Origin of the sequence: Longimicrobium terrae (assembly GCF_014202995.1) — a bacterium.
Classification (GTDB): domain Bacteria; phylum Gemmatimonadota; class Gemmatimonadetes; order Longimicrobiales; family Longimicrobiaceae; genus Longimicrobium; species Longimicrobium terrae.
This window is the reverse complement of sequence record NZ_JACHIA010000009.1, coordinates 171,471-197,205: the sequence shown is the minus strand read 5'-3', so window position 1 is coordinate 197,205 and position 25,735 is coordinate 171,471. Positions and strand designations below refer to the sequence as shown.

Sequence of the window (25,735 nt, the reverse complement as noted above, 5' to 3'; positions counted from 1 at the left end):
AGATGAAGTCATATATCCGTTCCCTGCGCGGCGTTGCGGCCGTTGCGCTCACCGCCGTGCTGGCGGCCGGCGCGGCGGATGCGTCCGCGCAGCAGGCCCGCCTTCCGTTCCGCGCGGGCGAGCTGGCCACGTACCAGGTGAAGCTGGCCGGGGCCTCGGTGGGGCAGGGCACGCTGCAGGTGGTGGGGCTGGAGACCATCCGCGGCGAGCAGACCTTTCACACGCGCATGACCATCAACGGCCGCGTGACGCTGGCCCGCGTGGAAGACGTGTACGAAAGCTGGATCGACACCGACGGGCTGTTCTCGCGCCGGTTCCACCAGAACCTGCACGAAGTCCGCTATCGCCGGAACCGCACGTACGACTTCTTTCCGGAGAACCGCACGTACCGGCGCGAAAACGGCAGCACGGGAACCATTCCCACCAACCAGCCGCTGGACGACCTGTCGTTCCTGTACTACGCGCGTACGCTGCCGCTGGAGGTCGGCGCCGTGTACACGCTGCCCCGCTACTTCAAGGCGAGCGGAAACCCGGTGGTGCTGCGCGTCGTGCGCCGTGAGACGGTGAGCGTTCCCGCGGGGCGCTTCCGCACCATCGTGGTGCAGCCGGTGATCAAGACGGACGGGCTGTTCGGCGAAGGCGGGCAGGCGGAGGTGTTCCTTTCGGATGACGAGCACCGCATTCCGGTGCTCATCCGCAGCCGCGTGCCGATCGTGGGGTCGCTGACCATGCTTCTGCGCACGTTCCGCCCCGGCACCTGAGCCGCCACGAACGTCCCAATTCTGTTGATGATGAGAATCCGCCGCGGGAGCACGTCCCGAGGCGGATTTTCGTTTATCCGTGTGCTCCGTGCCGCGGATGAGTCTGCCAACTGCCGTTTCGCACAGAGGTCACGGAGGATGCACGGAGGACACGGAGGACGGACGGAATGCGCGCGGGGAGACGAGACGCGCCCCCGTTTGTCATCCTGAGCGAGCGGCGATGCCGTACTTTCCGGGTGCGCCAGACCATGCAGCGAGTCGAAGGATCTTGCCACATCGCCAGCCGCGCGCACCCAGGTTCGAGTCTGATCCGTTCCCCATCTGCCGCGCGATCCGCATCCACCGTGGCAGGATCCTTCGACTTCGCGCTACGGTCCGGCGTGTCGGAAGAGACGGCGCCGCGCTTCGCTCAGGATGACAAACTCTGGTCGAGCATCAGGCGCCCACCGCGGCGTGGCAGTGGTCCGCGAAGCGGATGACGGCGGCGTTGAAGCGCTCGGACTGGTTGTAGATCAGCGCGTGCGCGGCGTCCGGCACCATCTGCACCCGCGCATCCGGCAGCGCGCGGGCGATGGACGTGGCGAAGTGGTTGGACACCACGGGATCGCGTTCGCCCACCAGCACCAGCCCCGGCGCGCGCACCCGCCCCGCCGCGCGAAACGCGTCGTGGCTCTTTCCCGCCAGCCACGTGCGCGCCCACCGCACCGGCCCCGCCCGCACGTACGCGTCGGCGATGAACGGCACCAGCGAAAACGGCTCGCGCGGAATGTCCTGCATGAAGCCGAGCGCCTCGTGCAGAAGCCGCTTGCGCCGCCGGTCTCCCGTGGGCGCGGCCAGGATCACCCCCGCCACGCGCTCCGGCACCGCCCCCGCGAACTCCAGCACGGCCTGGCACGAAAGCGAGTGCCCCAGGTACACCGCCGGCCCCAGGTTCAGCGCCTCGGCGAACTTGCGGATGGCGCGGGCCTGCGCGGGAATGCTCAACCCCGCCCTGGGCCCCTGCGTGCGCCCGAAGCCGGGAAGGTCCGGCGCGAGCACGCGATAGCCCGCGGCCGCCAGCCACGCCCCGTTGCGCACCCAGTAGTCCGCCGAGCACCCCAGCCCGTGCACCAGCACCAGCGGCGGCCCCTCTCCCGCGTCCCGGTACCGCATCCACCACGGCCCCGCCTGCACCCGGTGCGTCCCCGCCCACTGCGCCGCCGCGGCGCCCAACCGGGCTCCATCCGTCACTCGCCGACCTCCGTTCCCGCCAGAAAGGCGAGCAGTGCCTGGTTGAAGTCCGCCGGACGGTCCACCATGGGGTTGTGAAAGGCGCCGTCCAGCACCAGCAGCCGCGAATCGGGAATCGCGGCGCGCATCTCCCTGCCGTGCTCCAGCGGGATGATGGTGTCCAGCCCGCCCCACATCAGCAGCGTCTGGTGGCGGATCCGGGGAAGCAGCGGGCGCACGTCGTCCCGCAGAATGTGGCGCAGCGCGCGCATCACCCGCCACGGCCCGGCCGAAAGCGCGTCGCCCACGATGATGGGCAGAAAGGTGGGATCGCCCCACCGCCGCGGGGGCGCCACCTCGTACGCAAAGCGCATCACGTGGCGCGGCGTGAGCGGGCGGGGCAGCCCGGCCGCATCCACCAGCACCAGCCGGCGCACGCTCTCGCCATGGCGCGCGGCCACGTGAATGGCCAGCTGTCCGCCCATGGAGTGGCCCACCAGGTGGACGGGCTCACCCGCCGCGCCGTGCATCCACTCCGCCAGCACGCCGGCCACCGTGGCCACGTCCGGGAGCGAAAACGCCGAGTGCCGACTGCGCCCGAAGCCGATCACGTCGGGAATCAGCACGCGGTAGCGGTCGGCCAGCGCGCGGATGTTGCGCGCCCACCAGCGCGACGAACCGCTCAGCCCGTGCAGCAGCGCCACCGCCTCCTCCCCTGCTCCCGCCTCGGCCCAGTGAATGCGATAGGGTCCGAGCTCCGCCTGGTGCGTGCGCAGGTCCAGGTCGCGCCAGCGGACGTGGCGGCCGGGCTCCTGGCGAATCAGCTGGGGCAGGGTGCGAAGGGGCACTTCCGGGCGCCGCGGGGTATAAGGAAACGTTCGGCTCACCAGAGCCGCGCAACCGATGCAATCAACGGCAGGCAAGCACCGGACCCGCCGCACGGCAGCCGTTTCGCCGGGGGCGGAAATCCGCTATCTTTCCGGGCTATACACAAATGCACGTGTCCGGTCCCTCCGCGGAGGGACGGTGACTCATCTACCCAGGAGGCACATTTGAGCCGTAATCGTGACCGCGCGCCCCAGCGCACCAGCCGCCCCACCGCGCTGGACGAGGCGCGCAACGAACTGTTCGGACATATCCACCGCTGCGGCGTGATGAAGGCTTCGCCCGATCAGCAGCAGGAGTGGATGAAGGATACGGTGGAGTTCCTCAAGGAACGCCATTCCGCGCTTACGGAGCGCGAGCTGAAGGAGCTGGAGACGATCGGCCTGCGCTTCTGCAGCCCGGTGATCTCCAACGCCGCCGACGTGGAGCCCGCGGTCGCGGAAACCCACGAGGACGCGGAGCAGGAGCAGGAGCCCGCCGCGGCCTGACGGCGTTCGCGGCGGGGCAGGGGAGGCGGCGCGGTCCGCCTCCCGTTCGGCCCGCCGCGCGCCGCGGCTCTGCGCCACGGCGCACTTACCCCGGTCCCCCGCATGGATTCCGACCCCGGCAGTTTTTCCCTTCTCTACATTCTTGGGCTGATTGCGGCCAACGCCTTTCTGGTGGCGGCCGAATTTGCCCTGATCGCGGTTCGCCGCATCCGCATCGAGCGCTCCGTACGCCAGGGGAACGCCCAGGCGGCGCGCGTGCTTCCCGCGCTCGACCGGCTGGAGGAACTCGTGTTCGCCGCGCAGGTGGCGCGCTCGCTGGCCTCCGTGGCCCTCGGCTTCTACTCCGTCCGCCTCGCCCACACCTATCTGCTCCCCGTGATGGGGCGCGGCACGGTGCGCATCCTGGGCCTGGCCATCGGCTCCACCACCGCGGTCGCCGTCTTTCTGGCGCTGCTGGGGGTGTCGCTGATGCACGCCACGCTGGGGCAGCAAGTGCCCAAGCTGATCGCCGTGCATCGCGCGGAGTGGATCACCGCCAACCTGGCCGTGGCGCCGCTGCGGCTGCTGGCGCTCGTCCTCACCCCCGTCACCTGGCCGCTCAACTTTCTGGTGCGCGGCATCGTGCGGCTGTTCGGCGTGACCTCCACCGGGTTCCATCCCCTGGTGCAGACGCCGGAGGAGCTTCGCCTGCTCGTCACGCAGCCGCAGTCGGAAAGCACGCCGGGGCAGATGGAAGAGGACGAGCGCGAGATGCTGCGCGGCGTCTTTGAGATCAGCGAAACCGTGGTGCGCGAGGTGATGACGCCGCGTCCCGAGGTCGTCGCGGTGCCGGTGGAGGTGTCGCTGGCGCGGCTGCTGGAGATCGCGACCGTCGAAGGGCATTCGCGTCTGCCCGTGTACGAGGGGACGATCGACACCGTGCTGGGCGTGGTGCTCACCAAGGACCTGCTGCGCGTGGTGCACGAGCGCGCGGGCGACCTGGCCGGTCCGTTCGACGTGCGCGAGATCCTGCGCTCCGTGTACTTCGTCCCCGACAGCAAGCCGGTGGATGAACTGCTTTCCGAACTGCGCGCCGCGTCCGTCCATCTGGCCATCGTGCTGGACGAGTTTGGCGGCACGTACGGCGTGGTAACGCTGGAAGATCTGCTGGAGGAGATCGTGGGCGAGATCACGGACGAGTTCGACGAGGCGGACCCGGAGTTCGAGCCGACGCCGGAGGGCGACGTGCTGATTGACGGCGGCGTGCTGATTTCCGACGTGAACGAGCGGTTCGGGCTGCGGATTCCGGAGGAGGAATTCGACACCGTGGGCGGATACGTGTTCGGCACGCTGGGGCGGGTGCCGGAGGTGGGCGACTCCGTGCTCGTCCGCGGGCAGGACGGGCCCATGACGCTGCGCGTGGAAGAGACGGAGGAGCGCCGCGTGACCTGCCTGCGGCTTTCCGATCCCGCGCCGGCGCAGATGGCGGAAGAAGCGGCGGCGGAGTAGTCCGGCAACTGCCCTCACGCGGAGGCCGCGGGGAGCGCGGAGGTCGCGGAGGGATTCGGTGCGGCGGGCGGGCTCCACGAGCGGCCCCCACCCGGGCCGGCACCACCGGCCCACCCTCCCCCAAAAAAGACTGGGGGAGGGTTGTCGGGGCGGATGCTTCGGCGCGTACCGGCAAGTGCCAGGCGTGAGCGAATGCCGTTGAGCGAATGAATCCGCCGCTCGAACAGCGGGAAGCCCCGACACGACGCCCACAGGCGCCGTTCGGGGCTTCAACTGCGTATGGGACTCGCGACGCCACCGGCGGCACGATCCGCGGAGTCGAATCTGCGCCGTTCGAGGCGCGATTCCGACCGCCGGGCCGAAGCCGCCGGTCGCGCACCGAACCAGCCCCGGCGCTGAGGTCTCCCTTCCCCCAGGGGTTTTTGGGGGAAGGGTCGGGGATGGGGGCCGGCCTCGGTGCGCGCCGAACCCGTCCGATCCGCACCGATCTGGGGTGTGCTCCCTCTCCCACGGCTGTTTGTGGGAGAGGGTCGTCGCGCGCAGCGCGCGGGGTGAGGGCCCAGCCGGGCCGGACCATCCACCGCGCATCATCCCCCCCATCATCCCCATCCCATCCCCATCCCCGAACCCCGACCCGCACACCGAACGCGGCCGGGGCTCCGGGGTATGCAGCGCAGCCGGTTGAGGACCGCCGGCGGGGGATGGAAACAGAAACGCCGCCCCGGGCGGGGCGGCGTGGGATGATGGCGCGGGGCGTGCCGGTTCTACCGCCCGTCGCGAAACACGTTCTCGAACCGCCGGCCCGACGCGGCGGAGGGAACGGCGGCGGACTCGTAGCGGGCAAGGACCCGGTTGGTGACCGTCGTGGAGATATGCTCCTCCATGGGGAGCATCTCGTGATACAGCTCCAGGCCGCGGTCCACGTCCACCTCGCCGCCCAGGAGCTGCATGAGATCCAGCACGTTGGCCACGTGCGTCTCCACGATCGCCTCTTCCGCGCGCGCGGCGGCGATCAGGAGCTTGCGCTTGGCCTCGTTGCTCAGGCGGCGGCGGCGGAGCCAGTCGAACATCGTTCCTCGGGGTCCGGTTCACGTGGGGCGTCGGTACCAATCTCGCCGCCCTCCCGCGCACCCGCAAGGCCGCGCCGGGCCTTGGAGAGTGAGCCCGGTCCGGTGTATATTCGTGCGGCGGCCCGTGCACCTTGCCCGTCGGTTTCCCCGCGCCCCCGTTCCGGGCCGCGGCCCATCCCCCGCCTTTTTGGAAGATCAGAAAGAAGGCTGAATGGGAACGTCATTTCTCAGCTCCGAAGAGTACGACGAGCTGGCCCACAAGTACTACGACACCGGCGACTACGACCAGGCGCTGGACGTGCTGCGGGACGGCATTGCCCAGTACCCGGATTCGGTGCTGCTGCAGGTGGGCCTCGGCTACACCCGCATCGCGCGCGAAGAGTACGCCTGGGCGCGCCAGTGCTTTGAGCGTGCGCTGGAGCTGGATTCGGAGTACGAGGACGCGTGGGTGGGCCTGGGCGAAACGCTGCTCAAGTTCGGCCGGGTAGAGGACGCGCTCAGCTGCTTTGCCCAGATCGACGAGATGGGGCTGGGCGACGACCTGGAGCTCGGCCTCACCGTGGGCCGCGCGCTGTACCGCGAAGGATTGTTCACCGACGCGCGCGCCCGCTTTGCCGCGCTCAGCACCTCGCACGCCGACAGCGCCGAGCTGGCCGCCGCGCGCGGATACACGCTGCACGCCCTGGGCGACGACCTGGGCGCGCGCCGCGAGCTTCGCCGCGCCCTGAAGCTGGACGCTGAGCTGCACGAGGCCCGCATCTACCTGTCGCACCTGCTGCACGACCGCGGCGACCTGCGCGGCGCGCTCACGGAGCTGGAGCAGGTGCCCCCGGCGGAGCACTGGGACACGCTCAGCATCTGGCGCTACATCGAGCTCAAGACGCAGCTGGACGGCGTGACCGAGGACGACGGCTGGTTCGCTCCCTGGCGCGACACGCTTGCGGAGCTGGACGACGAGCCGGATGACGTCGATCATCTCCTGGCCGAAGTCGAGGCGTCGTTCGAGGGCGTGGTGGACGAGCAGGCCGCCGCCGCGCTGGAGCTGAGCGCCCAGATGGACTTCATGATGAAGGTGCTGGGCCCCAACGCGCCGGTCCCCGTGGCGGAGCCGGAGGCTGCGGCGCACCGCATCCGCACCGCGGAGGGGAGCGTGTTCGAAGGCTCGTGGGACGACATCGTGGGCGGAATGCGCGATGCGTGCGGCGAGCCGGCGCTCAGCCTGGGCACCTTCATGCGGCGCGCGGCGCGGCAGATTCACGAACGCACCGGGCGCGACGTTCCGTCCCACTCGGCGGAAGCGTTTCTCAAGGCCAGCGCCCGCATGGGGCTGCTGCGCATCGAGCGTTGATGGCGCGCTCCCCGTCCCCCGCCGGCCGCCCGTGAGCTTCGCCCCCGACAGCATTCTTCGCCCGCTGCACCAGCGCGCCGCCGACGTGGAGCTGCTGCGCGCCGGCCCGGCGCCCGCCGGCGCGGTGGTGCGCGTGGCCCGCGCCGCGGAAACCACGCTGCGCCGCATGCTGCGCGACGACCCCACCGCCCCGGTGGAGCTGCGTCTGCGCGCCCTTTCCGACGACGACCTCCCCGCGCCCGACCTGCTGGGCGAACTGCGCCGCCGCAACCGCCTGCCGCTGGAGCTGGCGGCGGCGGTGCACGAGCTGCAGGGTGCCGCCCAGCGCATCGCCGCGGGGGACGAGCCGCTGCCGCGCGACGGGCAGCTGGCTCTTTCCGTGGCCGAGGGGCTGGACGCGCACGTGCGCGCCCTTCCCGCCATGCCGCTGGAAGACCCGGTTGAGGAGGAAGACGAGCCCCTGCACGGCGAGTCGGCGCAGACCGTACACGCGGTTCCCGCGGAGCGGCGCCGCTTTCCCTGGCAGGCGCTGGCGGCGCTGGCCGTGCTGGTGCTGCTGCTGGTCGTGGTGGTGCGCATGCGGGCGGACGGACGCGCGTCGCGGGGGCTGGAGCGCGCGGAGGCCGCGTACGCCGCCGGCCGCGTAGCTGAGGCGGAGGCGGGGTTCCGCGCTTGGGCGGATGAACATCCCCGCGACCCGCAGGTGCGGGTGTACCTGGCGCGCATCTACCGCGAGGCCGGGCGCCGCGCGGACGCCAACCTGCAGCTCAAGGCCGGGCTGGACGTGGCGCCGGAGAATCCGGGACTGCACACGGAACTGGGATACCTGCTGCTGGACGGCGGGCATCCGGCGCAGGCGGCGGAGCGGTTCCGCACGGCGCTCGGCTTCAATCCCGAGGGGGTGGGGGCGCAGCGGGCGCGGGGCGGGCTGGTGCGCGCGCTGCGCGAAGCCGGCCGCCCCGCCGACGCCGAGCGCGAACTGCAGCAGGCCCCGGCGGAGCTGCGCGCCCTGATGCGCTCCGCCCCGGCTCCCGCGGGATCGTCATCCACCGCGCCCGCTCCATCTTCCGCGCCCTGACCGGCGCACTCACGCACCCCGCACTCACGCACTCCCCCTCGTGGACGCTCTCGACCGCCTGTACCGGCGCGTGTTCGTCGCCCTGACGCGCGACCCGGGCCGGGCGCTCACCATCGGCGACCTGTACCAGGACGTGGTGCCGTACCGCCTGATCCGCGCCGAGCTGGGCTTTGGCGAACTGGCGGAGTACGAGCACGCCCTGCTTCGCCTGCTGAGCGGCGAGCGCGAGTACCTGGAGCTGGAGCGCGCGGACGTGCTGGAGGAGTTTCGCCGCGAGTTGCAGGCGCCCAACCCCATCCTGGGCATCTACCGCGACTACGCGGACGTCCCCGTTCAGCTGAACCCGTTCGCCCAGCCGCCGCAGCCCGATCCCACGGCGCCGCCGGTGGTGGCGGGAGGAACCGCGCCCGCGCCGGCCGCCCGCGCATCCGCCTCCGCGCCCGTGGCCGCCGCGCCGCGGGCGGAGCCGGAGCCGGTGGTGGAGGCGCCGCGGCCGCGGCCGAAGCCGTGCCCGTCGTGCCGCTCGCCGCTGCCCATGGACCGCGACGCGCGCTTCTGCCCGTTCTGCGGCAAGGTGCTGGTTCCCGTGCCCTGCGCGGACTGCAGCGCCATGATGGAACCGGAGTGGAGCTTCTGCGCCACCTGCGGCGCACCCCGCATGGCAAGCGGCGGCGCACCGCCCCCGGGACGCCCGGAACAGCGCTTGCGGTAGCGCGGCCCCGAATGCGGCCCGCCGGGACACCTCCCGGCGGCGCGCGGGGTACGGGGCGGACGGAGCCGATGGGGACGACGGGACGATGGGCGGCGGCGCTGGTGGCGCTGGCCGTGTTCGCGGGATGCGACCGCGACGGACAGAGCAGCGGCGGCGGCGCGGCCAAGGACGGCGACGGGCAGGCCAAGCCGGTCGTGGTGGATTCGGGCCCGCCGGTGGGGCAGCTTCCGCCGGGAGTGACGGCGCAGCAGGCGGGCCCGGGACGCGGCCTGTACCGGCAGGCGTGCGTGATGTGCCACGGCGAGGCGGGCGGGGGGACGCAGCTCGCGCCTTCCATCGTCGACGCCACGTGGACCAAGGGCACCGGTTCGCTGGAGGAGATCGTGGCCGTGGTGACGGAGGGCGTGGCGGGCACGGAGGCGCACCCCGTCCCCATGCCGCCGCGCGGCAACGGCACCTTTACGGATGAACAGATCCGTGCGGTGTCGGCGTACACCTGGTCGCTGGCGCACCCGGCCGCGAAGTAATACGCATTGGATGGATGACGGGCCTCCCGCGCAGACGCGTGGGAGGCCCGTTCGCACATGCGCCGGAACATCGCGCGGCGGTGATGTGTCCCATCCCGCCCCGGAGCCGCGTTCTGCTTCCGGCCACACCGCGGAGCCTCCGCGCCGACCAGCATCCATCGACATCCATGATGCGAATCCATCTCAGGACCGTCCTGCTCGCCCTCGCCGCCGCCGTGATCGCATCGCCTGCCCTGGCGCAGAGGCGCGCGGACCTCGCGCCAGCCCTGCTCGCGGCCGAGGCGGCTCCATCCGCCGTGACTGAACCCGTGGCCGTGCAGCCGGGCGTGATGGATCCGCGGCTGATCGCGCCCGCGGCCGTGGAGCGCCGGGCGGGGGAATCACGAAGTCCGTCGACCGGCACACACGTGGGGGTCGGCGCCCTGGCAGGCGCCGCGCTGGGGCTGGTGGCGACGTTCGCGCAGCCGGGATGCTCCGAAACGGGCTCCATGTGCGGGCTGGCGGCGGTCGTCTTCGTTCCGGCGGGCGCGGTGGTCGGCGGAGGGATTGGCTGGCTGGTGGCGCGCCTGCGCTGATCGTGAGAATGGATCGAAAGACGCCCCGCGCTGAACTCCGCGCGGGGCGTCTTTCATCGACCGGAGCAGCCATCTGCTGGCCGGGCGGGAACGTTGCTTGTATGGTGAGGTGCACCCATTCTCCCGCCGGCGGAAAAAAGGCTGATGCGCGCACCGTTCCATTCCATCTACTCTCACGGCTTCGTTCGCGTGGCCGTGTGCATTCCCAGCGTACGCGTGGCGGACCCCGCGTACAACGTGGAACATACCCTTGGCCTGGCGCGCCGCGCGTCGGAGCAGAAGGCAGCCGTGGCGCTGTTTCCGGAGCTCGGCATCTCCAGCTACACGTGCGAAGACCTGTTTCAGCAGGACGCGCTGCAGGAGGCGGTGCTGGCGGGGATCGAGCGGCTGGTGGCGGAAAGCGCGGAGCTGACGCCGGTGCTGCTCGTGGGCGCGCCGCTGCGCTTTCAGGGACGTCTGTTCAACTGCGCGGTCGCCATCCACCGCGGCCGCATCCTGGGCATCGTCCCCAAGAGCTACCTGCCCACGTACCGCGAGTTCTACGAGACGCGCTGGTTCACCCGCGGGCGCGACGCCGCGTGGGACCAGGTGACGGTGGCGGGGCAGACGGTGCCGTTCGGCGCGGACATCCTGTTCGAGGCGGAAAACGTACCCGGCTTCGTGCTGCACACGGAGGTGTGCGAGGACGTGTGGACGCCCATCCCGCCCAGCACGTACGCGGCGCTGGCGGGGGCCACGGTGATCGCCAACCTGTCCGCCAGCAACATCACCGTGGGCAAGGCCGAGTACCGCCGCGACCTGTGCGCCACGCAGTCTGGCCGCTGCATCTGCGCCTACCTGTACTCCGCCGCCGGCCCGGGCGAAAGCACGACGGACCTGGCGTGGGACGGCCACGCGCTCATCTACGAGCAGAACGACCTGCTGGCGGAATCGCCCCGCTTCGCGGACGAGGAGCACATGATCGCCGCGGACGTGGACCTGGAGCGGCTGCTTCAGGAGCGCTCGCGGATGAACACCTTTCAGGACTCCGCCGGGGACCACGCGGACCGGGTGCGGGCCATGCGCCGCATCCCGTTCCACTTTCCGGTGCCGGCGGGTGACATCGCGCTTCAGCGCACGGTCGGCCGCTTTCCGTACGTGCCGGACGACGCGGCCGTGCGCGACGCGCGGTGCTACGAGGCGTACAACATCCAGGTGCACGGGCTGATGAAGCGCCTGGCGGCCACCGGGATCAAGAAGATCGTCATCGGCGTGTCGGGCGGGCTGGACAGCACGCAGGCGCTGATCGTGGCGGCGCGCACCATGGACCGGCTGGGGCTGCCGCGCGAAAACATCCTGGGCTACACCATGCCCGGCTTCGCCACCAGTTCATCCACCAAGGGCAACGCGTGGGATCTGATGCGCGGGCTGGGGATTACGGCGGCGGAAATCGACATCCGCCCGTCGTGCCTGCAGATGCTGCGCGATATCGGGCACCCGTTCGCCAGCGGGGAGCCGGTGTACGACGTGACGTTCGAGAACGTGCAGGCGGGGGAGCGCACGTCGCACCTTTTCCGCCTGGCGAACCTGCACGACGGGCTGGTGCTGGGGACGGGCGACCTGAGCGAACTGGCGCTGGGATGGGCCACGTACGGCGTGGGCGACCACATGTCGCACTACAACGTGAACGCGTCCGTGCCCAAGACGATGATCCAGTACCTGATCCGCTGGGTCATTCACAGCGGCCAGTTCAACGCGGAAACCGGCCAGGTGCTGCAGCGCATTCTGGATACGGAGATTTCGCCGGAGCTGGTGCCAGGCGGCGAAGGCGAAAGCGCGCAGCCGGCGCAGAGCACGCAGGAAAAGATCGGCCCGTACGAGCTGCAGGATTTTACGCTGTTCTACGTGACGCGCTTCGGCTTCCGGCCCAGCAAGATCGCGTTTCTGGAGCTGCACGCCTGGGGCGACCGGGAGAGCGGGGGATGGCCGGAACTGCTTCCCGCGGAGCGCCGCAACCAGTACGACTTGGCCACCATCAAGCGGTGGATGGAGGTGTTTCTGTGGCGCTTCTTCAAGATCAGCCAGTTCAAGCGCAGCGCGGTGCCCAACGGGCCCAAGGTGGGCAGCGGCGGATCGCTGAGCCCGCGCGGCGACTGGCGGGCGCCCAGCGACTCGGAGGCGACGGTGTGGCTGGATGAACTGCGGAACGCGGTTCCCTGAATGCGGTTGCGAAAGGCGGGGCCACGGGTTGGCCCCGCCTTTTGTCTGTAGTCCAGGAGGAGCGTCGCGCGTGATTTGGCATGGATGAAAAGCTGAACGGGCCGGCGGAAACGGTCGTGCGTGTCGCGACGTTGGCTCGGCGGGAAGGTAGATCCTTCGTCGGCGCCACGGTTCGGTGTGCACGCAGGTGCGTCCGGCGCCTCCTCAGGATGACATGTAGTTGCGGGGATGCCAGTTACCACGCCGCAGGCGTCATCCTGAGAGAGCGTGCGCCGCCCCTTCCGCCGCGCTGGACTGTGCGCGACCGAGAGATCTGCTCTCCGCGGAGCCAAGGCCGCGACCGGCACCGCCGTTCTCGTGGGAGGACCCGCGTTGGGTCGCCGTCCTTTGGCAAACGAAATACCGGCCGAAATCGCATGTTTGTTTGCAGAGGCGGGGCACAACCTTTCCGCTAGGATTCAGTGACTACTCTGAAAAAGTTCGAGGATTTCGCGCGCCACCGCATTACCTTGTGATTGCGCGGCCATGCCGGTCGCAGACTGGACCCGTTACGAGGAGGAACTGATGTCGGTAAAGAACAAGGCCGCGTACCAGGAGGCGTACCAGCGCGCGGTAGAAGGCAAGTCCGGCCGGTCCATCGGAACGCTGCTCACCGGGCTGTTCGAGGACCACTACAGCCGCGAATCGCGCGAGCAGGGAACGCGCGACGGGCTCGCCGCCCGTGAGAGCCTGGCGGGGCAGCCCGCGGCAGGCACGCCCCAGGCCTGACCATCACGGAAGGGCGGAGCGGGGCCGCGGGTTCACGCCGCGGCCCCTTCTTCCGCACGCCCCCAAAGTCCGTCAGCGCCCCGGCCGCCCGCCCCGCATGGCGCGGGTGAGCACGCGGTCCAGCGCGGCGGCAAAGGCCTTTTTTTCCCGCTCGCCGTAGGGACGGGCGCCGCCGGTTTCCACCCCGGCGCCCCGCAGCCCGTCCATGAAGTCGCGCACGGCCAGGCGCTCGCCGATGCTGTCGGGCGAGTACTCGTCGCCGCGCGGGTCGATGACGAATACCTGCTTCTCCACCAGCGCCGCGGCCAGCGGAATGTCGGCGGTGACGGCGACGTCGCCCGGCTCCGCCGAATCGGCGATGTGGCGGTCGGCCACGTCGGGGCCGCCCTCCACGCGTACCGCGCTGATGAACGGGTTGCCCGGCGGAAGCGGCAGCCGCTGGTTGGCGACGAGCACCGTCTGCAGCTCCAGCCGCCGCGCCGCGCGGAACACGATCTCCTTTACGTCCCGCGGCGCCGCGTCCGCGTCAATCCACAGCTTCACGACATCTCCCGTTCCACAGGTCCGTCCTCGCGCGCGAGCCGCAAGATACCGCGGCCGGGGCGCCGCCGCCCGTGCGGGGGCGCAAGCCCGCGCGGCGCGCGGACATCGGTCAGGTGCACCGTAGACGGATCGGCGTGCGCGGTGCTATCGTTGGGGGTTCCCGGAACGCCGTCCGCGCGCGTTCCCCCGCGGCGCGCGGCGCCGTTGATGAACCCGACCCGAGTACGATTCCCATGAACAAGCTGATCCGCCGCTCCCTGGCCCTGCTGGCGTGCGCGCTTCCGATCGCCGCGGCCGCGGCCTGCGACGGCGACGTGACCTACTCGTCTCCCGTCATCGAAGAAACCCAGTTCGCTTCGTCGCTGGGCGTGAACCTGGCGGCCAGCACGCGCACGGGCAGCGGCATGTACTACCGCGACATCACCGCCGGCACCGGTGTGGCCGCGGCGGCGAACGACACGGCGTACGTGCACTACACCCTGTGGCTGGCCAGCGGGCAGCAGGTGGACACCAACGTGGGCGGGCCGGTGTTCCCCTTCATCCTGGGCCGCGGCATGGTGATTCAGGGCTTTGACGAGGGCGTGGCGGGGATGAAGAAGGGCGGGCAGCGCCAGCTGATCATTCCGCCTTCGCTGGGCTACGGGCGTTCGTCGCGTCCCGGCATTCCCGGCAACTCCATCCTGGTCTTCAACGTTCTGGTGGATTCGGTCAAGTAAGCGGTCTCGCCGGATGAACGAAGGGGCGCGGAGAATCATCTCCGCGCCCCTTCTTCATCATTCAGGCGGATGTGCTGTTCTGATGGGTCTGCTCATCGCCGGACTGTGAGGCCCCTCCCCCGGCCCCTCCCCGTGCAAACTGCGCACGGAGAGGGGAGAACTGCAACGTCCTCACGTTTCGGACGGTCCGGCGCGGCCGCAGGCAGCCCTCACCCCCCGGCCCCCTCTCCCGCAAGCGGGAGAGGGGGAGACCTCAGCGCGCGGGCGGGCAGCGGGTCGTTCCGCCGTCGTTGTCTCCGGTGACGCACCGCATCGGTGAGGCTCCAGGCGGTCACCTGCTCGCACGGACGTGCCCGCGCCGCGGGACATTCCGATCAGCACGCGAATCAGGCGGACCAGGTGTCGATGATCTTGAGCGCCTCGGGGGTGCGGTCCGCGGGGGCGTGGGGATCGCCGGCAAGCGCGGCGACGGACGCCATCTCGTCATCCGCCAGCCGGAAGCCGAATACGTCCAGGTTTTCTCGGATGCGCGACGGGGTGACGGACTTGGGAAACACGATGTTCCCTTCCTGAATCTGCCACCGCAGCATCACCTGCGCGGGCGTCCTGCCATACCGCTCCGCCAGGTTCACCAGCGTGGGATGATCCAGCCCCTGGCCCTTGGCGATGGGGCGCCACGCTTCCGTGGCGATGCCGTGCTCGCGGTGGTAGGCCACCAGTTCGCGCCGCGGGTGGAACGGGTTCAGCTCCACTTGGTTCACGGCGGGGACGATGTCCGAGCGCTCCGCCAGCCGCGCAAGCTGCGCCCCGGTCATGTTGGATACGCCGATGGCGCGCGTCTTTTCGCCCGCCATCAGCTCCCCAAGCGCTTCCCACGTTTCCACGTAGCGGTCTTCCGGCGGGATGGGCCAGTGAATCAGGAACAGGTCCACGTAGTCCGTCCGCAGCCGCCGCAGGCTCTCGTCCAGCGCCCGGACGGCTTCCGCGCGGCCGTGGCGCCCGTTGTCCAGCTTGGTGGTGATGAAGACGTCGGCGCGCGGTACTCCGGACGCCTGCACCGCCTCGCCGACCTCGGCCTCGTTGCCGTACATCTGCGCCGTGTCGATGTGGCGGTAGCCGGCGTCCAGCGCCATGCGCACGTACTCCGCCGTGCGCGCCGGCTCGATCTCGAACACGCCGTAGCCCACCTGCGGAATCTGGACGCCGTTGTTGAGCGTGACGCGGGGAATGCTGGTCATGTCTCGCGGATGATCATCACGGGGTTGATGCGCCCGGGGCCGCGCACCGCACCTTTGCGCGAACGCCGCCGGGTGCCCGGAACAAGCCGCGAATCCCTGCGATAACCGCGCCCGTCATCCACCGAACCGGATGGACGTTGCAGGGAGGCGCGGCCGGAGCGCGCGGGCCTTGAAAGGATGTTTCCCGGCCACTAGGTTGCGTCCCGCTCAGTTCACGCCCGAAACGTTCTTTTCGCGCATCCCTTTCATCCTCGCTCCCCGCCCATCATGCCGCTCGCGGAAACGCCGCCCCGCGTTCGCTTCATCGAGCACGCCGGTGCCCGCATTCTGCTCATCGACCTGTCGCACCTGCAGAACGAGGCCGACATCCTGGAGCAGATTGAGCGCGTGCGTGAACTGGTCGCGCGGCAGCCGCCCGCCTCGGTGCGCACGCTGAGCAACGTGACGGGGGCGCGCTACTCGCCGCCCGTGATGGACGCGCTCAAGAAGCTCACGGTGCACAACAAGCCGTACGTGACCGCCGCCGCCGTCGTGGGGATGGCGGGCGTGCACAAGGTGCTGTTCCGCGCCGTGCTGCTGTTCAGCCGCCGGGTGATGGAGTCGTTCGATGATCTGGAGCCCGCCAAGGAGTGGCTGGCGAAGCAGTCGTAGGGCGGACCGGCGGGCGTTTGTCTTGCGTACGCCGCCCGCGTGACGCCTCCGCGGGGGAGGGGTCCGGTACCCGGCCCGGCAGGAGTCAGGAGAATGGCGGAAGCCAAATCGGGAGATACCGTCCGCGTGCACTACACGGGGACGCTGGATGACGGAACCGTGTTCGACAGCTCCGAAGGGCGCGAGCCGCTGGAGTTTACGCTGGGCACGGGGCAGGTGATCGCCGGCTTTGACCACGGCGTGACGGGAATGCAGCCGGGCGACGAGCGCACGGTGGTGATCCCCGCGGCGGACGCGTACGGCGAGGCCCGCGAAGAGCTGGTTCTGCAGGTGCCGCGGTCGCAGTTTCCGGAGGGCGTGATCCCGGAAATCGGCCGCAAGCTGCAGATGAGCGACGGGCAGAACACCTTTGTGGTGACCGTGGCGGAGGTGCGCGACGACGTGGTGCTGCTGGACGCCAACCACGACCTTGCGGGCAAGCAGCTCACCTTTCGGCTCACGCTGGTGGACATCGGCTGAGCGGGCGGGTGGATGGGAAACGGAAGCGCATCCGGTACGCCGGATGCGTTTTTTCGTTTTGACGACGAGCGGATGGGAGAACGATGGTGCGGAACGGGCAGTGGGGGTGGCCGCCGGCGGGGGCCCTCACCCCGCGCGCTCCGCGCGACGACCCTCTCCCACAAACGGACGTGGGAGAGGGAGCACACCCCAGTCCGGTGCGGAGGGCGGCGGATTGTGCTCGTCGCCGCGCGATGGCGGTCAGGCTGGCGGCGCGGCGGGGAGGGGGAAGGCGGCGAGCAGGCGGGTGCGGCCGGCGGACTGGTACCAGTCGCTGAGCGTCAGTTCCAGCGTGGCCACGATCGTCGCGCCGAACGGGCGCTGGCGGGCGGACTGGAGCGCGTCGACGAAGCGGGCGGGATCGCGCAGGGGGGCAGTGAAGCGTACCATCGTGGTGTGCGCGGTCCGCAGGCGGTAGCGCGCGTCCAGCCCGCCGGCCAGCCCGCGCGCGGCCAGCGACTCCCGCAGCCCCGCGCGCAGGCGCTCCAGCGCGTCGTCACGCGGAAAGCCCCGGGCCAGCACCGCGGCGGGGGAAAGCGTCACGCCCGCGGCGTCGATGGTGAAGTGCGCCGCGCGGCCGACCGCCTCGGCGACGGCGGCGCGGAATCCATCCACCTGATGCATCCGCTCCTCGTAGTCCACCGTCGCGGAGATCAGGGAAAGCACGGTGATGTGCAGGTCCGCGGGCGGATGGTAGTACTGGTCCGGCTCCAGCGCGCGCAGTTCATCCATCAGCGCGCAAAGTTCGCGCGTGACGGAATCCGAGGGGCGGGCCAGGAGCGTGACGCCGCGGCGATGGTCATCGTCCTTGCGCGCCGCCCACGCATCGAGCGCGGCGCGGCCCGCGCGCACCTCCGGGGCGGCGGCGTTCCAGAGCGCGTCGTAGCGGGCGGCGAGTGCGGAATCGTGCATGGCGGCGAAGCTATCGCGGGCACGGGGAAGGTGGCAACGGCCTCGCGACTCGTCCGTACCGCCAACAGTCTTGCTCTCCGCCGCGCGGAAGCGAAGATTGGCGTTCGGGCCCCAACCACGCGGAGCGGCATGCCGGAACTGTTCGGTTTTACCCTGCTGGCGGTAAGCTCCATCCTGGTGATGGTGGACCCCGTCGCGGCCATCCCCATCTACATCAGCAACACCGCGCACTACGAGCCGGCCCACCGCGCCGCCGTGCTGCGCCGCGCGCTGGTGACGGCGCTCGTCGTCCTGACCGTCTTCGGGCTGCTGGGCACGGCCATCTTCCGCCTGTTCGGCATCACCACCGAGGCGTTCCGCATCACCGGCGGCATCATCCTGTTCGGCATCGGGCTGGAGATGCTGCAGGCCCGCCGGTCGCGCACGCGCACCACGGAGGAGGAAGAGGAAGAGGGCGGGCAGAAGGAGGACGTGGGGATCATCCCGCTCGGCATTCCGCTGCTGGCCGGGCCGGGCGCCATCACCACCGTCATCACCCTGCTGGCCCAGGCGGACACGATGCCCAAGCGGCTGATCGTCTACGCCGCCATCGTGGTGGTGCTGCTGATTGCCTGGGTGGTGCTGGGCTTGGCGCCGCTGCTGGTGCGGCGGCTGGGCACCACGGGGATCAACGTGATCGAGCGCATCATGGGGCTTCTGGTGATGGTGATCGGCACGCAGTTCGTGGTGGACGGGGTGCGCGCGGTGGTGCTGGACCTGGTGGTTCGATCGCGGGGAGGATGACGGATGATGCGTGAACCGTGGGACGAGGCGGAAACGCCCGAAGAGCAGGCCGCGCGGCGGGATGCCTACCGCCGGCTGGCGGATGCCGCGCGCCGCGTGGGCTTTTCGCTGGAAAGCCTGAGCCACATGCTGCGGCAGGTGACGCACAACGAGGTGGAGACGCGCCGCTTTCTGAGCGAGCAGGTGTACGGCGTGCCCGACGCGCAGCTGGACAGCTACCTGCGCGCGCGCATGCCCGGCGGAGACGCGCCGAAGTAGCGCGGCGCCAGCGGGTTGCGGCGGGCGTGGCTTGCCTCTTGCCCGTGCGGGGTGCCATGGCAGAGTACCTGAACCAACCCGAACCGTCCTCTCCGGACACCCCCACGTATCCGCCGCGCGGACGCCGGTCCATGGCGCGCGTGGTGGAGCGCAACGTCCGCGCGCTGCTGGAGCGCCGCGCGGAGGAGGAGCGGGCCAAGACCCGCTCGGAGCGCATCGCGGACGGATTTACGCGCTTCGCCGGGAGCATGCCGTTCGTCTACATGCACCTGGCCATCTTCGGCTCGTGGATCCTGGCGAACACGGGGTGGATTCCCGGGCTGCCCAAGTTCGACCCCAGCTTCGTGATTCTGGCGATGGTGGCGTCCGTCGAAGCCATCTTCATCAGCACCTTCGTGCTTATCAGCCAGAACCGGATGGCGGAGCTGGCCGACAAGCGCGCCGACCTGGACCTTCAGGTAAGCCTGCTGGCGGAGCACGAGATCACCCGCACGCTGGCGCTGGTCGCCGCGATGGCGGAAAAGATGGGGATTGAGGATGCAGTCGATCCGGAACTGGACGAGCTTTCGCGCGACGTGCACCCCAACCGCGTGATGGACAGCATCGAAAAGAACGCGCAGTACTTTGCGCGCCACGGCGGCCCGCGGCTGCCCTGACCCGCGCGGCGGATGGAAAACGGCCCCTCTCCCGCGCCGCGGAGGAGGGGCCGTTCTGCATCCGGAGAGGCGCGTCCGCGGATCATCCACCGCGGCATCCGCGAAGCCGCGCAACCGTGACGTTTCGCTCGGCACCACGTTTCTCCGGGCGCCGATTCTCCACGCCGGCGTCGATCATCCTGCCCAGCCCGACGATCCGCATCCAGACGGGCGCACGACCGGTCAGTGCGCGGCCGGAACGCCGCGCGGGGACGCGGGCGGCGGCGCGTGGATGGGGACACCGGCGGCCGCGCGCCGCTTGACCATGCGGATGGCACAAGCCAGCCCGCGGCGCGCGCACAGCCGGTCGAAGCGCGCGCCGATGCGCGCCTCGGAGGCGAGGCCCCAGCGCGCCACGCGGTCGCGGTACACCGGCATGTCCGCCGGGTGCGCGCGGCGGAAGGCAAAGAAGTACGGGCTGCACACCTCCTCCAGTTCGCGCGCCCGCGCATCGTTCGCCGGGGCGCATTCCGCGCCACCCGCCTCGTCGTCCATCCACCGGCGCCAGTCGCCGGGCTGCACGGCGAGCGCGCGCCAGTCTTCGGCGTGGCCCACCAGGCACCGCGAGCCGTCAGGCTGCACCACCGAGGCCAGACACCACTCCTGCGCCTGGATCAGCCGGTCTCTCGCGCTCACCGGCAGCGCGTCGATGTATCTCGCCATCCATCCCATCGCGTCCTCCCCCGCCATGCGTGGGCGGGCGGCTCTTGCGAGGACCGTTCCACCGGGCGCGCGTCTGCCGGGCCGCGGGGGACGTGCGGCGCGGGATGGAGCGGATGCGCCCGGGGACGCGATGACCACCCGCCAGGGCTGAACGGAAGCGGCGGCGGCTTCGGCGATGCGGGTGCGTCCCCGCACGCCCGGTCTCACCAGAGCGGGGGAGGAAAAAAGGCCCGGACCGCAGACGCGGCCCGGGCCCTTTTCGTCATTCAGACTGCTGATCCGGCGTCATGGGGGGCGGCACCCTCCCCGGCCCCGGAGCGCCGTCAGTTGTGGGTGACGGTGCCCACGACGCTGCCGCCCGGCGCCACGGTGTAGGTGCCGTCCACCACCACGGAGTACCCGTTGGTGTTGAACGTCCCCTCCACGCGGAAGTCGCCCATGATGCGCAGATTAGCGCCCGCCGTCGTGTTGCCCACCGTGAGGTTCTGGTACGGGAGCGCGGGGATGATGCCGCCCCCGAAGTGGGTCCGGAGCACCTGGTACGATCCGGGGAAAACGGTCAGCGTGGCGCCGCCGGTGGTGCCGATCACCAGGCCGGGCAGGTTCACCAGCCCGTTGGTCTTGAGCCGGTTGCGCGTGGACAGCGTATCCGACCCGGTGATGGGCGCGCCGTTGAGCACGTCCACGATGATGACGTGAAGGTTCTGGTCCACCCGCAGCCCGCCCGTGTTTTCAATACGCAGGTTCACCAGCCGGTTGCCGTCGCCTTCGCGCGAGTCGATCAGGTTCACGCGCTGCTGCGCCGGCCCGTTCAGAACCGTCACGTGGGCGTTCAGGGGACGGACGCTTCCGCCCGTCTGCAGAATGTCGCCGCCCACGAGCAGCACTCCGAGCTCGCCGCCGATCCCGCCCGCGCTCACGAAAACGTTGCCCCGTACGTCGAGTGAGTCCGCGCCCGTGGACCCCGGCCCGCCCACGAAACCGCCCTGGATGTAGGCGTCGCCCGCCACCCGCAGGTCGTTTCCGCCCAGAATCAGCCGCGCGCTCACGAGCCGGATGTCGCGCGCGACCAGCACGTTGCCCGACAGCCTGGGTTGCGCGACGCTGGTCGCGACCTCCAGTTCGGGAAAGCGCCCCGAGATCCGGGCCACGTAGCCGACCGAGGATTGGTAGCGCACGGAACTGGTGTCGGCGTTCATCCGCACGACGCCGGTGCCCGTCACCTGCCCGCTCACCAGGGCGTCCGAGCGCACCGACATGCGGGTGTTCAGCTCCAGCGTGGCACCGGTGTTCACTACCAGGCGGCGCACCTGCGTGACCACCGAGGCCCGGGGGGAGCGCGCCGTCACCGGCACCACCACACTGTCCAGCACGGTGGGGACGCCCGCCGGGGCCCAGTTGCCGGCCGTTTCCCACACGTCGGAAACGGCGCCGGTCCACACGCGGGTAAAGCCGCGGGTGGCGGTAATGATCTGCGCGTGAAAGACCACGCGGTTCTGCGAGGCGGCGGACGGGGCGATCACTTCCACTGAGTCGGCACCGCTGCCCAGGGTCCACGACGCCTCCACCTCACCATTGGCGTTGGTCACCGTGGTGACGTTCAACAGGCTTCCGCCGGTGCTGCCCAGAATGCGCCAGCGCGCCACCACGCCCGGGATGGGCGCCCCGTTGGCGTCGGTGATGCGCACGCGCAGCGGGCTGGCCAGCGGCTGGCCCGGCGCGCCGGCCTGGTTGTCACCCGAGGTGACGGCGGTGGTGAACGGACCCGCGGGGTTGGCGCGCACCCGCACGGAGTCGGCGGCAAATCCGCGGTCAGCCGCGTGCTGCACGACGACCCAGGTGAGCCCCGGGGTCACGGGCTGGAGCGTGCCCGTGGCCGCGTCCACCCGCAGCACGGCCGGGTTGCGGCTGGTCCAGCGCAGCGGCGCCGCCACCGGGAAGCCGTAGGGGTTCAGCCCCTGCGCCGTGAGCACGTCCGCGCGCCCCACGGCGGTAAAGATGCTGTCCAGGTCGGCCGCGATGCTTCCGAACTCCTGCGGAACGCGCGTGGCCACCATCAGGTCCAGCGTAAAGGTGGTGGCCCCGTTCAGCGCGAAGCTCCACTCCTGCGCGCGCGAGGTGGCGCCGGGAGCCAGATCGCTCGTGAACTTCTCGTACGGGCGCGCCACGTCGGAGCCGAAGGTGGCGGTGCCGCGCGGGTCGATCCACACCACGCCGTTGGTGGGCGGGGTGCGCATGTACACGTAGACGCCCTTGTGCTCCGTGCCGTCGAAGCCCAGGACCTTGTTGGTCAGGTTCTTCAGGGTGACGTTGGCCGTCAGCACGCCGTTCTGGCGGGTGACTTCCGTCATGGCGATCTGCACGTACGGCCCGTCGCCGTCCAGGATCACATCGCCGCGGCCGGCGGGGGCGCCGCAGGTGGCGCTGGACTGGTCCGCGCTCAGGGTGCACCGTACGCCGGCGAGCGTTACGGCCTCGTCCGTCTCGGGCGAGGCGGTCGGCGTCTGGTCCGCGCACGCCGCCAGCGACAGGCAGGCCGCCAGCAGGGACAGTCGGGCGAATGGGGACATGGCGTTTTCTGTGCGGATGCGGTGACCAAGCCGTGCCGGGCCGGAGATGGCCTGGCGGGCGGGATGACGGGTGGATGGCTGCAGCCCGCGGAGAAGCGGGCGTTCCCGGCGGATCAGGGGAATACGCTTTGATCCGCCGCGTCCGGAGTCGCGGGAAGATGAAACAAGATGCGGCGAACCGGGTTCTGCGCAGTGAACCTACCACTGGTCCACGTTGCAGGCGAACGATTTCGCGGGACGGATTTCCGCCCTCGCAGCTCGCGACGTCATTTGTACCGGCCGCTGCTTTCCAGAGGCGCGGCGGATGCAGAGGGAATGCAGAAAGGCCCGGACCGCGTGTGCGGTCCGGGCCTTTCGCCAGTTGCCCCCCCAGGGATCGAACCTGGACTTTCCTGAGTCAGAGTCAGGCGTGTTGCCAATTACACCAGAGGGCAGAAAGCGCCGGGTTTTCGTGTTCAGCAACCCGTCCCGGCGGCTCACAACCAAAAGTAATATCCTCCGCTCCGGTGCGCAAGTGGGGGCTGCCATGGTGTTTGACTCCGGATGAAATTCCAATACTTCGCATCTTCTCCGGATCGTCCCCGCCCCGCCAGGACGGCGTTTCGGCGCGGCAAGAGAAGCGGACTAGGCCGATCGACCGATGGCCGGAGGAACTAAGGATGCCGAGGTTTACCCCGTCCCTGAATACCGGGATTCGCCAGCGCCCTCCGATTTCCGGCGGGCGAGCGAGCACAAACGGGAGTTCGCTGCATGAAACGCTATCTGCTTTCCGCGTGCGCCTTTGCCGTGTGCGCCGCATCCGCGGTGCCCGCCGGCGCCCAGACGCGCATGGACACGCCCCCGGCCGTGATCTCCGCCAGCCTTCAGCCCGCGGTATCGTCCGGGGCCCGGGCGACGGACGCGGCGTGGGAATCGGGACGGTCGCGGGTGAGGGCCGGCCGGGTGGTGGGCGGCGTGCTGATCGGGGCCGGCGCCGGGGCGGTGGCGGGAGGGCTGCTGGGCCGGTTCGCGGTGACCGACGACGATGAAGATTGCCAAGACTGCCTCCTGGACTTCAACGCCGACGACCGGATGGCGATGGGCGCGGTCGCGGGCGCCGGGGTGGGCGCGGTCATCGGCGGCATCGTGGCGATCGCGACGGGTGGGAAGTCGAGCCGGGCGCCTGTGGCCGTGTCCCGGGCGCCCGCCGGCGGAACCGCGGTTTCCATGCGCCTCACCTTCTGAACGCAACCGGTCCGGCGCGGCTGGACGGCGCCGGATCGGGCTCCTGCACTGCAAGTAGAAGCAGAATCAGCGGTTGCGTTCCGCGCGGCGCTGCGCCGGGCATGGCCGCAAACGTGCACCCTCCTTTCGCCGCGGCCACACCGGCCCGCGTACATCCGCCAAGGGAAGGACTCTCCATGATCACTCGGATCGACAAGCTCGCGCTGGAACTGCCCAATCCGGAGCATGCTTCGCCCAACGCCGCCGCGGCGGTGCAGGAGCTGCTGGGAGGCAAGTTCGGGGAGATGTCTACCCTGATGAACTACACCTTTCAGTCCTTCAACTTTCGCGGGCGCGACAAGATGCGCCCGTTCTACGACCTGATCGCCAACATCGCGGCCGAAGAGTACGGCCACATCGAGGCGGTGTCGTACACCATCAACCTGCTGCTGACCGGCTCCACCAAGCGCGGCAGCGATCCGAACGCCACGCCGCTGGCCAACGCCACGGACATGCGCAACAGCTACCACTTCATCGCCAGCGGCCAGGCGGCGCTGCCGGTGGACTCCATGGGCAATCCCTGGAACGGCAGCTACGTCTTTTCCAGCGGCAACCTGAAGCTGGATCTGCTGCACAACTTCTTTCTGGAGTGCGGCGCGCGGGCCAACAAGATCCGCGTGTACGAGATGGTGGAAGACCGCACCTCGCGCGCCATGCTGGGCTACCTGCTGGTGCGCGGCGGCGTACACATTGTGGCGTACGCCAAGGCGCTGGAGAAGCTGACCGGCGTGGACGTGGGCAAGCTGCTTCCCATTCCCGAGATCAGCAACAAGCGCTTCACGGAGACGCGGCCGCACGAGGCCAAGGGTCTGCACCGGATCCTGTACCGGTTCAGCCCCAACGACTACCGCGAGATCAACCAGATCTGGAACGGCACGCACCCCGAGGACGGGAGCGAGTTGATCGTGCAGGACGGCCCGCCGGAAGGGTTTGATCCGCCGGAGCTGCCGGAAGAGCCGCAGCTGACGTCGCCGCTGGGTCCGGACATCGACCACGAGATGTTCAAGGACATCGCGAAGAAGCTCTTCGGCTGACCTGCTGCGCGGGTCGCTTGAGACGGGAGGAGGGGGTGATCCGGGTGGATCACCCCCTCCTCGTTTTGCGCCCAGGCGCGTCGTGCTTTTGCGAGGGTCGAGAGCGGAGGCTCATCGATACAGGTTTGCCGCGGAGAGATTCGTTCATCGCCGGGCCGGGCGGCCCCTCCCCCAGCCCCTCCCCGTGCAAACTGCCGCACGGAGAGGGGAGAACGGCAACTCAGCTCGATCCGGAGAGTCATGCGCGGCCGGAGAGGCCCCTCTCCCCGGCCCTCTCCCCCGCTCCGCGGGAGAAAGGGAGACCTCAGCGCGGCGGCGGGACACGGCTTGCTCCCGCCGTCCCGATGCGGTTGAAGCCCCGAACCGGACGCGCCAGCGGCCGGTGTCGGGGGTTACCGCTTCTTGAGTGGCGGATTCATTCGCTCAACAAAGCCCGGCCGCGAGACGCTGGAGACGAAGTCGGATCGGGCCGGCGGGAATGCGGTTCACCCCACGATTCCGCCGGTTCGCCCCCTCACGATTGCCGCCTCTGGCTGAAAAAACCTACCGTTCGGCACTCTCCCGAGCGGAGGGGCCGGCAACCATCCTTTCCCGCCTGCCCCTATGCTCTTATCTCCCTCCAGCTCTGCGTTGAGATGATGAATCGTCGATCAAGCGCGTGGGTGGGCCTCGGGCTCGTCGCCGCCGCCGCGGCATGCGACAATCCCGGAACGGGGCCGCAGGCAGTTCCAACCAAGGCCGGC

26 protein-coding genes and 1 tRNA gene are annotated in these 25,735 nt (G+C 70.2%); 18 read left to right on the top strand and 9 right to left on the bottom strand.

The features are described 5' to 3' along the window. The first annotated feature begins 2 nt into the window (after positions 1–2). Positions 3–761: a DUF3108 domain-containing protein gene (locus tag HNQ61_RS15990; RefSeq protein WP_170034872.1), complete on the top strand. Its 759-nt coding sequence runs from the start codon at positions 3–5 to the stop codon at positions 759–761. A gap of 435 nt (positions 762–1,196) precedes the next feature. Here HNQ61_RS15990 and HNQ61_RS15985 read toward each other — a convergent pair whose 3' ends face one another. Next, entirely contained in the window at positions 1,197–1,991 is a 795-nt protein-coding gene (locus tag HNQ61_RS15985) for an alpha/beta fold hydrolase (protein ID WP_170034873.1), read from the bottom strand. After that, positions 1,988–2,857, bottom strand: a complete 870-nt coding sequence (locus HNQ61_RS15980) for an alpha/beta fold hydrolase (protein WP_183685703.1) — start codon at positions 2,855–2,857, stop codon at positions 1,988–1,990. Before HNQ61_RS15980 ends, HNQ61_RS15985 begins: the two co-directional genes overlap by 4 nt. Positions 2,858–3,022: 165 nt before the next feature. Between HNQ61_RS15980 and HNQ61_RS15975 the strand changes: the two genes are divergently transcribed. Both HNQ61_RS15975 and HNQ61_RS15970 read left to right on the top strand, forming a co-directional pair. Further along, complete coding sequence (locus HNQ61_RS15975) at positions 3,023–3,343, top strand: hypothetical protein (RefSeq protein ID WP_170034875.1); 321 nt, start codon at positions 3,023–3,025, stop codon at positions 3,341–3,343. A 102-nt stretch (positions 3,344–3,445) separates the two neighbouring features. After that, positions 3,446–4,831, top strand: coding sequence for a hemolysin family protein (locus HNQ61_RS15970; RefSeq protein ID WP_170034876.1), 1,386 nt, complete (start codon positions 3,446–3,448; stop codon positions 4,829–4,831). Between the two features lie 764 nt (positions 4,832–5,595). Here HNQ61_RS15970 and HNQ61_RS15965 read toward each other — a convergent pair. Then, positions 5,596–5,901: a hypothetical protein gene (locus tag HNQ61_RS15965; RefSeq protein ID WP_170034877.1), complete on the bottom strand. Its 306-nt coding sequence runs from the start codon at positions 5,899–5,901 to the stop codon at positions 5,596–5,598. A gap of 211 nt (positions 5,902–6,112) precedes the next feature. Here HNQ61_RS15965 and HNQ61_RS15960 point away from each other — a divergent pair, with 211 nt between their 5' ends. From HNQ61_RS15960 to HNQ61_RS15930, 7 genes are all read left to right on the top strand, one after another. Next, positions 6,113–7,249 carry a tetratricopeptide repeat protein gene (locus HNQ61_RS15960; protein ID WP_170034878.1) on the top strand — a complete coding sequence of 379 codons (1,137 nt, stop codon included), beginning with the start codon at positions 6,113–6,115 and terminating at the stop codon, positions 7,247–7,249. A gap of 31 nt (positions 7,250–7,280) precedes the next feature. Then, positions 7,281–8,327, top strand: coding sequence for a tetratricopeptide repeat protein (locus HNQ61_RS29630; protein ID WP_170034879.1), 1,047 nt, complete (start codon positions 7,281–7,283; stop codon positions 8,325–8,327). Between the two features lie 40 nt (positions 8,328–8,367). Then, positions 8,368–9,039 carry a double zinc ribbon domain-containing protein gene (locus HNQ61_RS29625; RefSeq protein ID WP_170034880.1) on the top strand — a complete coding sequence of 224 codons (672 nt, stop codon included), beginning with the start codon at positions 8,368–8,370 and terminating at the stop codon, positions 9,037–9,039. 68 nt (positions 9,040–9,107) lie between these two features. After that, positions 9,108–9,566, top strand: a complete 459-nt coding sequence (locus tag HNQ61_RS15945) for a c-type cytochrome (protein WP_170034881.1) — start codon at positions 9,108–9,110, stop codon at positions 9,564–9,566. 167 nt (positions 9,567–9,733) lie between these two features. After that, entirely contained in the window at positions 9,734–10,141 is a 408-nt protein-coding gene (locus tag HNQ61_RS15940) for a hypothetical protein (protein ID WP_170034882.1), read from the top strand. Positions 10,142–10,285: 144 nt separating this feature from the next. Then, the gene (locus tag HNQ61_RS15935; RefSeq protein WP_170034883.1) at positions 10,286–12,340 is read left to right on the top strand and encodes an NAD(+) synthase; all 2,055 of its coding nucleotides are present in this window, start codon (positions 10,286–10,288) and stop codon (positions 12,338–12,340) included. A 564-nt stretch (positions 12,341–12,904) separates the two neighbouring features. Beyond that, the gene (locus HNQ61_RS15930; RefSeq protein WP_170034884.1) at positions 12,905–13,108 is read left to right on the top strand and encodes a hypothetical protein; all 204 of its coding nucleotides are present in this window, start codon (positions 12,905–12,907) and stop codon (positions 13,106–13,108) included. Between the two features lie 72 nt (positions 13,109–13,180). On the opposite strand, the gene HNQ61_RS15925 is transcribed toward HNQ61_RS15930, so the two are convergent. Then, positions 13,181–13,651 carry a YaiI/YqxD family protein gene (locus HNQ61_RS15925; RefSeq protein WP_170034885.1) on the bottom strand — a complete coding sequence of 157 codons (471 nt, stop codon included), beginning with the start codon at positions 13,649–13,651 and terminating at the stop codon, positions 13,181–13,183. Positions 13,652–13,884: 233 nt separating this feature from the next. Here HNQ61_RS15925 and HNQ61_RS28300 point away from each other — a divergent pair, with 233 nt between their 5' ends. Further along, entirely contained in the window at positions 13,885–14,367 is a 483-nt protein-coding gene (locus tag HNQ61_RS28300; protein WP_205761533.1) for an FKBP-type peptidyl-prolyl cis-trans isomerase, read from the top strand. Positions 14,368–14,753: 386 nt separating this feature from the next. Here the strand turns inward: HNQ61_RS28300 and HNQ61_RS15915 are convergent, their stop codons facing one another. Continuing rightward, positions 14,754–15,605 (bottom strand): aldo/keto reductase, encoded by an 852-nt coding sequence (locus HNQ61_RS15915; RefSeq protein WP_170034886.1) that lies wholly within the window; start codon positions 15,603–15,605, stop codon positions 14,754–14,756. Positions 15,606–15,872: 267 nt separating this feature from the next. Here HNQ61_RS15915 and HNQ61_RS15910 point away from each other — a divergent pair, with 267 nt between their 5' ends. Beyond that, positions 15,873–16,256 carry a hypothetical protein gene (locus HNQ61_RS15910; RefSeq protein WP_170034887.1) on the top strand — a complete coding sequence of 128 codons (384 nt, stop codon included), beginning with the start codon at positions 15,873–15,875 and terminating at the stop codon, positions 16,254–16,256. Positions 16,257–16,349: 93 nt separating this feature from the next. Beyond that, positions 16,350–16,775 (top strand): FKBP-type peptidyl-prolyl cis-trans isomerase, encoded by a 426-nt coding sequence (locus tag HNQ61_RS15905; protein ID WP_170034888.1) that lies wholly within the window; start codon positions 16,350–16,352, stop codon positions 16,773–16,775. Between the two features lie 240 nt (positions 16,776–17,015). On the opposite strand, the gene HNQ61_RS15900 is transcribed toward HNQ61_RS15905, so the two are convergent. Beyond that, entirely contained in the window at positions 17,016–17,726 is a 711-nt protein-coding gene (locus HNQ61_RS15900; protein WP_170034889.1) for a hypothetical protein, read from the bottom strand. A 129-nt stretch (positions 17,727–17,855) separates the two neighbouring features. Here HNQ61_RS15900 and HNQ61_RS15895 point away from each other — a divergent pair, with 129 nt between their 5' ends. The 3 genes from HNQ61_RS15895 to HNQ61_RS15885 all read left to right on the top strand — a co-directional run bounded on the left by HNQ61_RS15895 (position 17,856) and on the right by HNQ61_RS15885 (position 19,423). Next, positions 17,856–18,509, top strand: a complete 654-nt coding sequence (locus tag HNQ61_RS15895; protein ID WP_170034890.1) for a MarC family protein — start codon at positions 17,856–17,858, stop codon at positions 18,507–18,509. A gap of 3 nt (positions 18,510–18,512) precedes the next feature. Next, positions 18,513–18,767, top strand: coding sequence for a hypothetical protein (locus HNQ61_RS15890; RefSeq protein ID WP_170034891.1), 255 nt, complete (start codon positions 18,513–18,515; stop codon positions 18,765–18,767). A gap of 131 nt (positions 18,768–18,898) precedes the next feature. After that, on the top strand, positions 18,899–19,423 hold the full coding sequence (locus HNQ61_RS15885; RefSeq protein WP_205761534.1) for a DUF1003 domain-containing protein: 525 nt from the start codon (positions 18,899–18,901) through the stop codon (positions 19,421–19,423). A gap of 222 nt (positions 19,424–19,645) precedes the next feature. On the opposite strand, the gene HNQ61_RS15880 is transcribed toward HNQ61_RS15885, so the two are convergent. The 3 genes from HNQ61_RS15880 to HNQ61_RS15870 all read right to left on the bottom strand — a co-directional run bounded on the left by HNQ61_RS15880 (position 19,646) and on the right by HNQ61_RS15870 (position 23,129). Further along, positions 19,646–20,125 carry a hypothetical protein gene (locus HNQ61_RS15880; RefSeq protein WP_170034893.1) on the bottom strand — a complete coding sequence of 160 codons (480 nt, stop codon included), beginning with the start codon at positions 20,123–20,125 and terminating at the stop codon, positions 19,646–19,648. A 323-nt stretch (positions 20,126–20,448) separates the two neighbouring features. Continuing rightward, positions 20,449–22,695, bottom strand: a complete 2,247-nt coding sequence (locus HNQ61_RS15875; RefSeq protein ID WP_170034894.1) for an Ig-like domain-containing protein — start codon at positions 22,693–22,695, stop codon at positions 20,449–20,451. Between the two features lie 361 nt (positions 22,696–23,056). Beyond that, a tRNA-Gln gene (locus HNQ61_RS15870) sits at positions 23,057–23,129 on the bottom strand. Between the two features lie 316 nt (positions 23,130–23,445). Between HNQ61_RS15870 and HNQ61_RS15865 the strand changes: the two genes are divergently transcribed. Then, positions 23,446–23,919 (top strand): hypothetical protein, encoded by a 474-nt coding sequence (locus tag HNQ61_RS15865; protein ID WP_170034895.1) that lies wholly within the window; start codon positions 23,446–23,448, stop codon positions 23,917–23,919. 176 nt (positions 23,920–24,095) lie between these two features. Then, complete coding sequence (locus HNQ61_RS15860; protein WP_170034896.1) at positions 24,096–24,992, top strand: manganese catalase family protein; 897 nt, start codon at positions 24,096–24,098, stop codon at positions 24,990–24,992. The last annotated feature ends 743 nt before the right edge of the window (positions 24,993–25,735 follow it).

Bases quoted from the DNA above. Each gene is read 5' to 3' on its own strand.
- HNQ61_RS15990 (WP_170034872.1), top strand. From the start codon at position 3: ATGAAGTCATATATCCGTTCCCTGCGCGGCGTTGCGGCCGTTGCGCTC.
- HNQ61_RS15970 (WP_170034876.1), top strand. From the start codon at position 3,446: ATGGATTCCGACCCCGGCAGTTTTTCCCTTCTCTACATTCTTGGGCTG.
- HNQ61_RS15965 (WP_170034877.1), bottom strand. From the start codon at position 5,901: ATGTTCGACTGGCTCCGCCGCCGCCGCCTGAGCAACGAGGCCAAGCGC.
- HNQ61_RS15960 (WP_170034878.1), top strand. From the start codon at position 6,113: ATGGGAACGTCATTTCTCAGCTCCGAAGAGTACGACGAGCTGGCCCAC.
- HNQ61_RS15945 (WP_170034881.1), top strand. From the start codon at position 9,108: ATGGGGACGACGGGACGATGGGCGGCGGCGCTGGTGGCGCTGGCCGTG.
- HNQ61_RS15940 (WP_170034882.1), top strand. From the start codon at position 9,734: ATGATGCGAATCCATCTCAGGACCGTCCTGCTCGCCCTCGCCGCCGCC.
- HNQ61_RS15935 (WP_170034883.1), top strand. From the start codon at position 10,286: ATGCGCGCACCGTTCCATTCCATCTACTCTCACGGCTTCGTTCGCGTG.
- HNQ61_RS15930 (WP_170034884.1), top strand. From the start codon at position 12,905: ATGTCGGTAAAGAACAAGGCCGCGTACCAGGAGGCGTACCAGCGCGCG.
- HNQ61_RS28300 (WP_205761533.1), top strand. From the start codon at position 13,885: ATGAACAAGCTGATCCGCCGCTCCCTGGCCCTGCTGGCGTGCGCGCTT.
- HNQ61_RS15915 (WP_170034886.1), bottom strand. From the start codon at position 15,605: ATGACCAGCATTCCCCGCGTCACGCTCAACAACGGCGTCCAGATTCCG.
- HNQ61_RS15910 (WP_170034887.1), top strand. From the start codon at position 15,873: ATGCCGCTCGCGGAAACGCCGCCCCGCGTTCGCTTCATCGAGCACGCC.
- HNQ61_RS15905 (WP_170034888.1), top strand. From the start codon at position 16,350: ATGGCGGAAGCCAAATCGGGAGATACCGTCCGCGTGCACTACACGGGG.
- HNQ61_RS15900 (WP_170034889.1), bottom strand. From the start codon at position 17,726: ATGCACGATTCCGCACTCGCCGCCCGCTACGACGCGCTCTGGAACGCC.
- HNQ61_RS15895 (WP_170034890.1), top strand. From the start codon at position 17,856: ATGCCGGAACTGTTCGGTTTTACCCTGCTGGCGGTAAGCTCCATCCTG.
- HNQ61_RS15890 (WP_170034891.1), top strand. From the start codon at position 18,513: ATGATGCGTGAACCGTGGGACGAGGCGGAAACGCCCGAAGAGCAGGCC.
- HNQ61_RS15885 (WP_205761534.1), top strand. From the start codon at position 18,899: ATGGCGCGCGTGGTGGAGCGCAACGTCCGCGCGCTGCTGGAGCGCCGC.
- HNQ61_RS15880 (WP_170034893.1), bottom strand. From the start codon at position 20,125: ATGGCGAGATACATCGACGCGCTGCCGGTGAGCGCGAGAGACCGGCTG.
- HNQ61_RS15875 (WP_170034894.1), bottom strand. From the start codon at position 22,695: ATGTCCCCATTCGCCCGACTGTCCCTGCTGGCGGCCTGCCTGTCGCTG.
- HNQ61_RS15865 (WP_170034895.1), top strand. From the start codon at position 23,446: ATGAAACGCTATCTGCTTTCCGCGTGCGCCTTTGCCGTGTGCGCCGCA.
- HNQ61_RS15860 (WP_170034896.1), top strand. From the start codon at position 24,096: ATGATCACTCGGATCGACAAGCTCGCGCTGGAACTGCCCAATCCGGAG.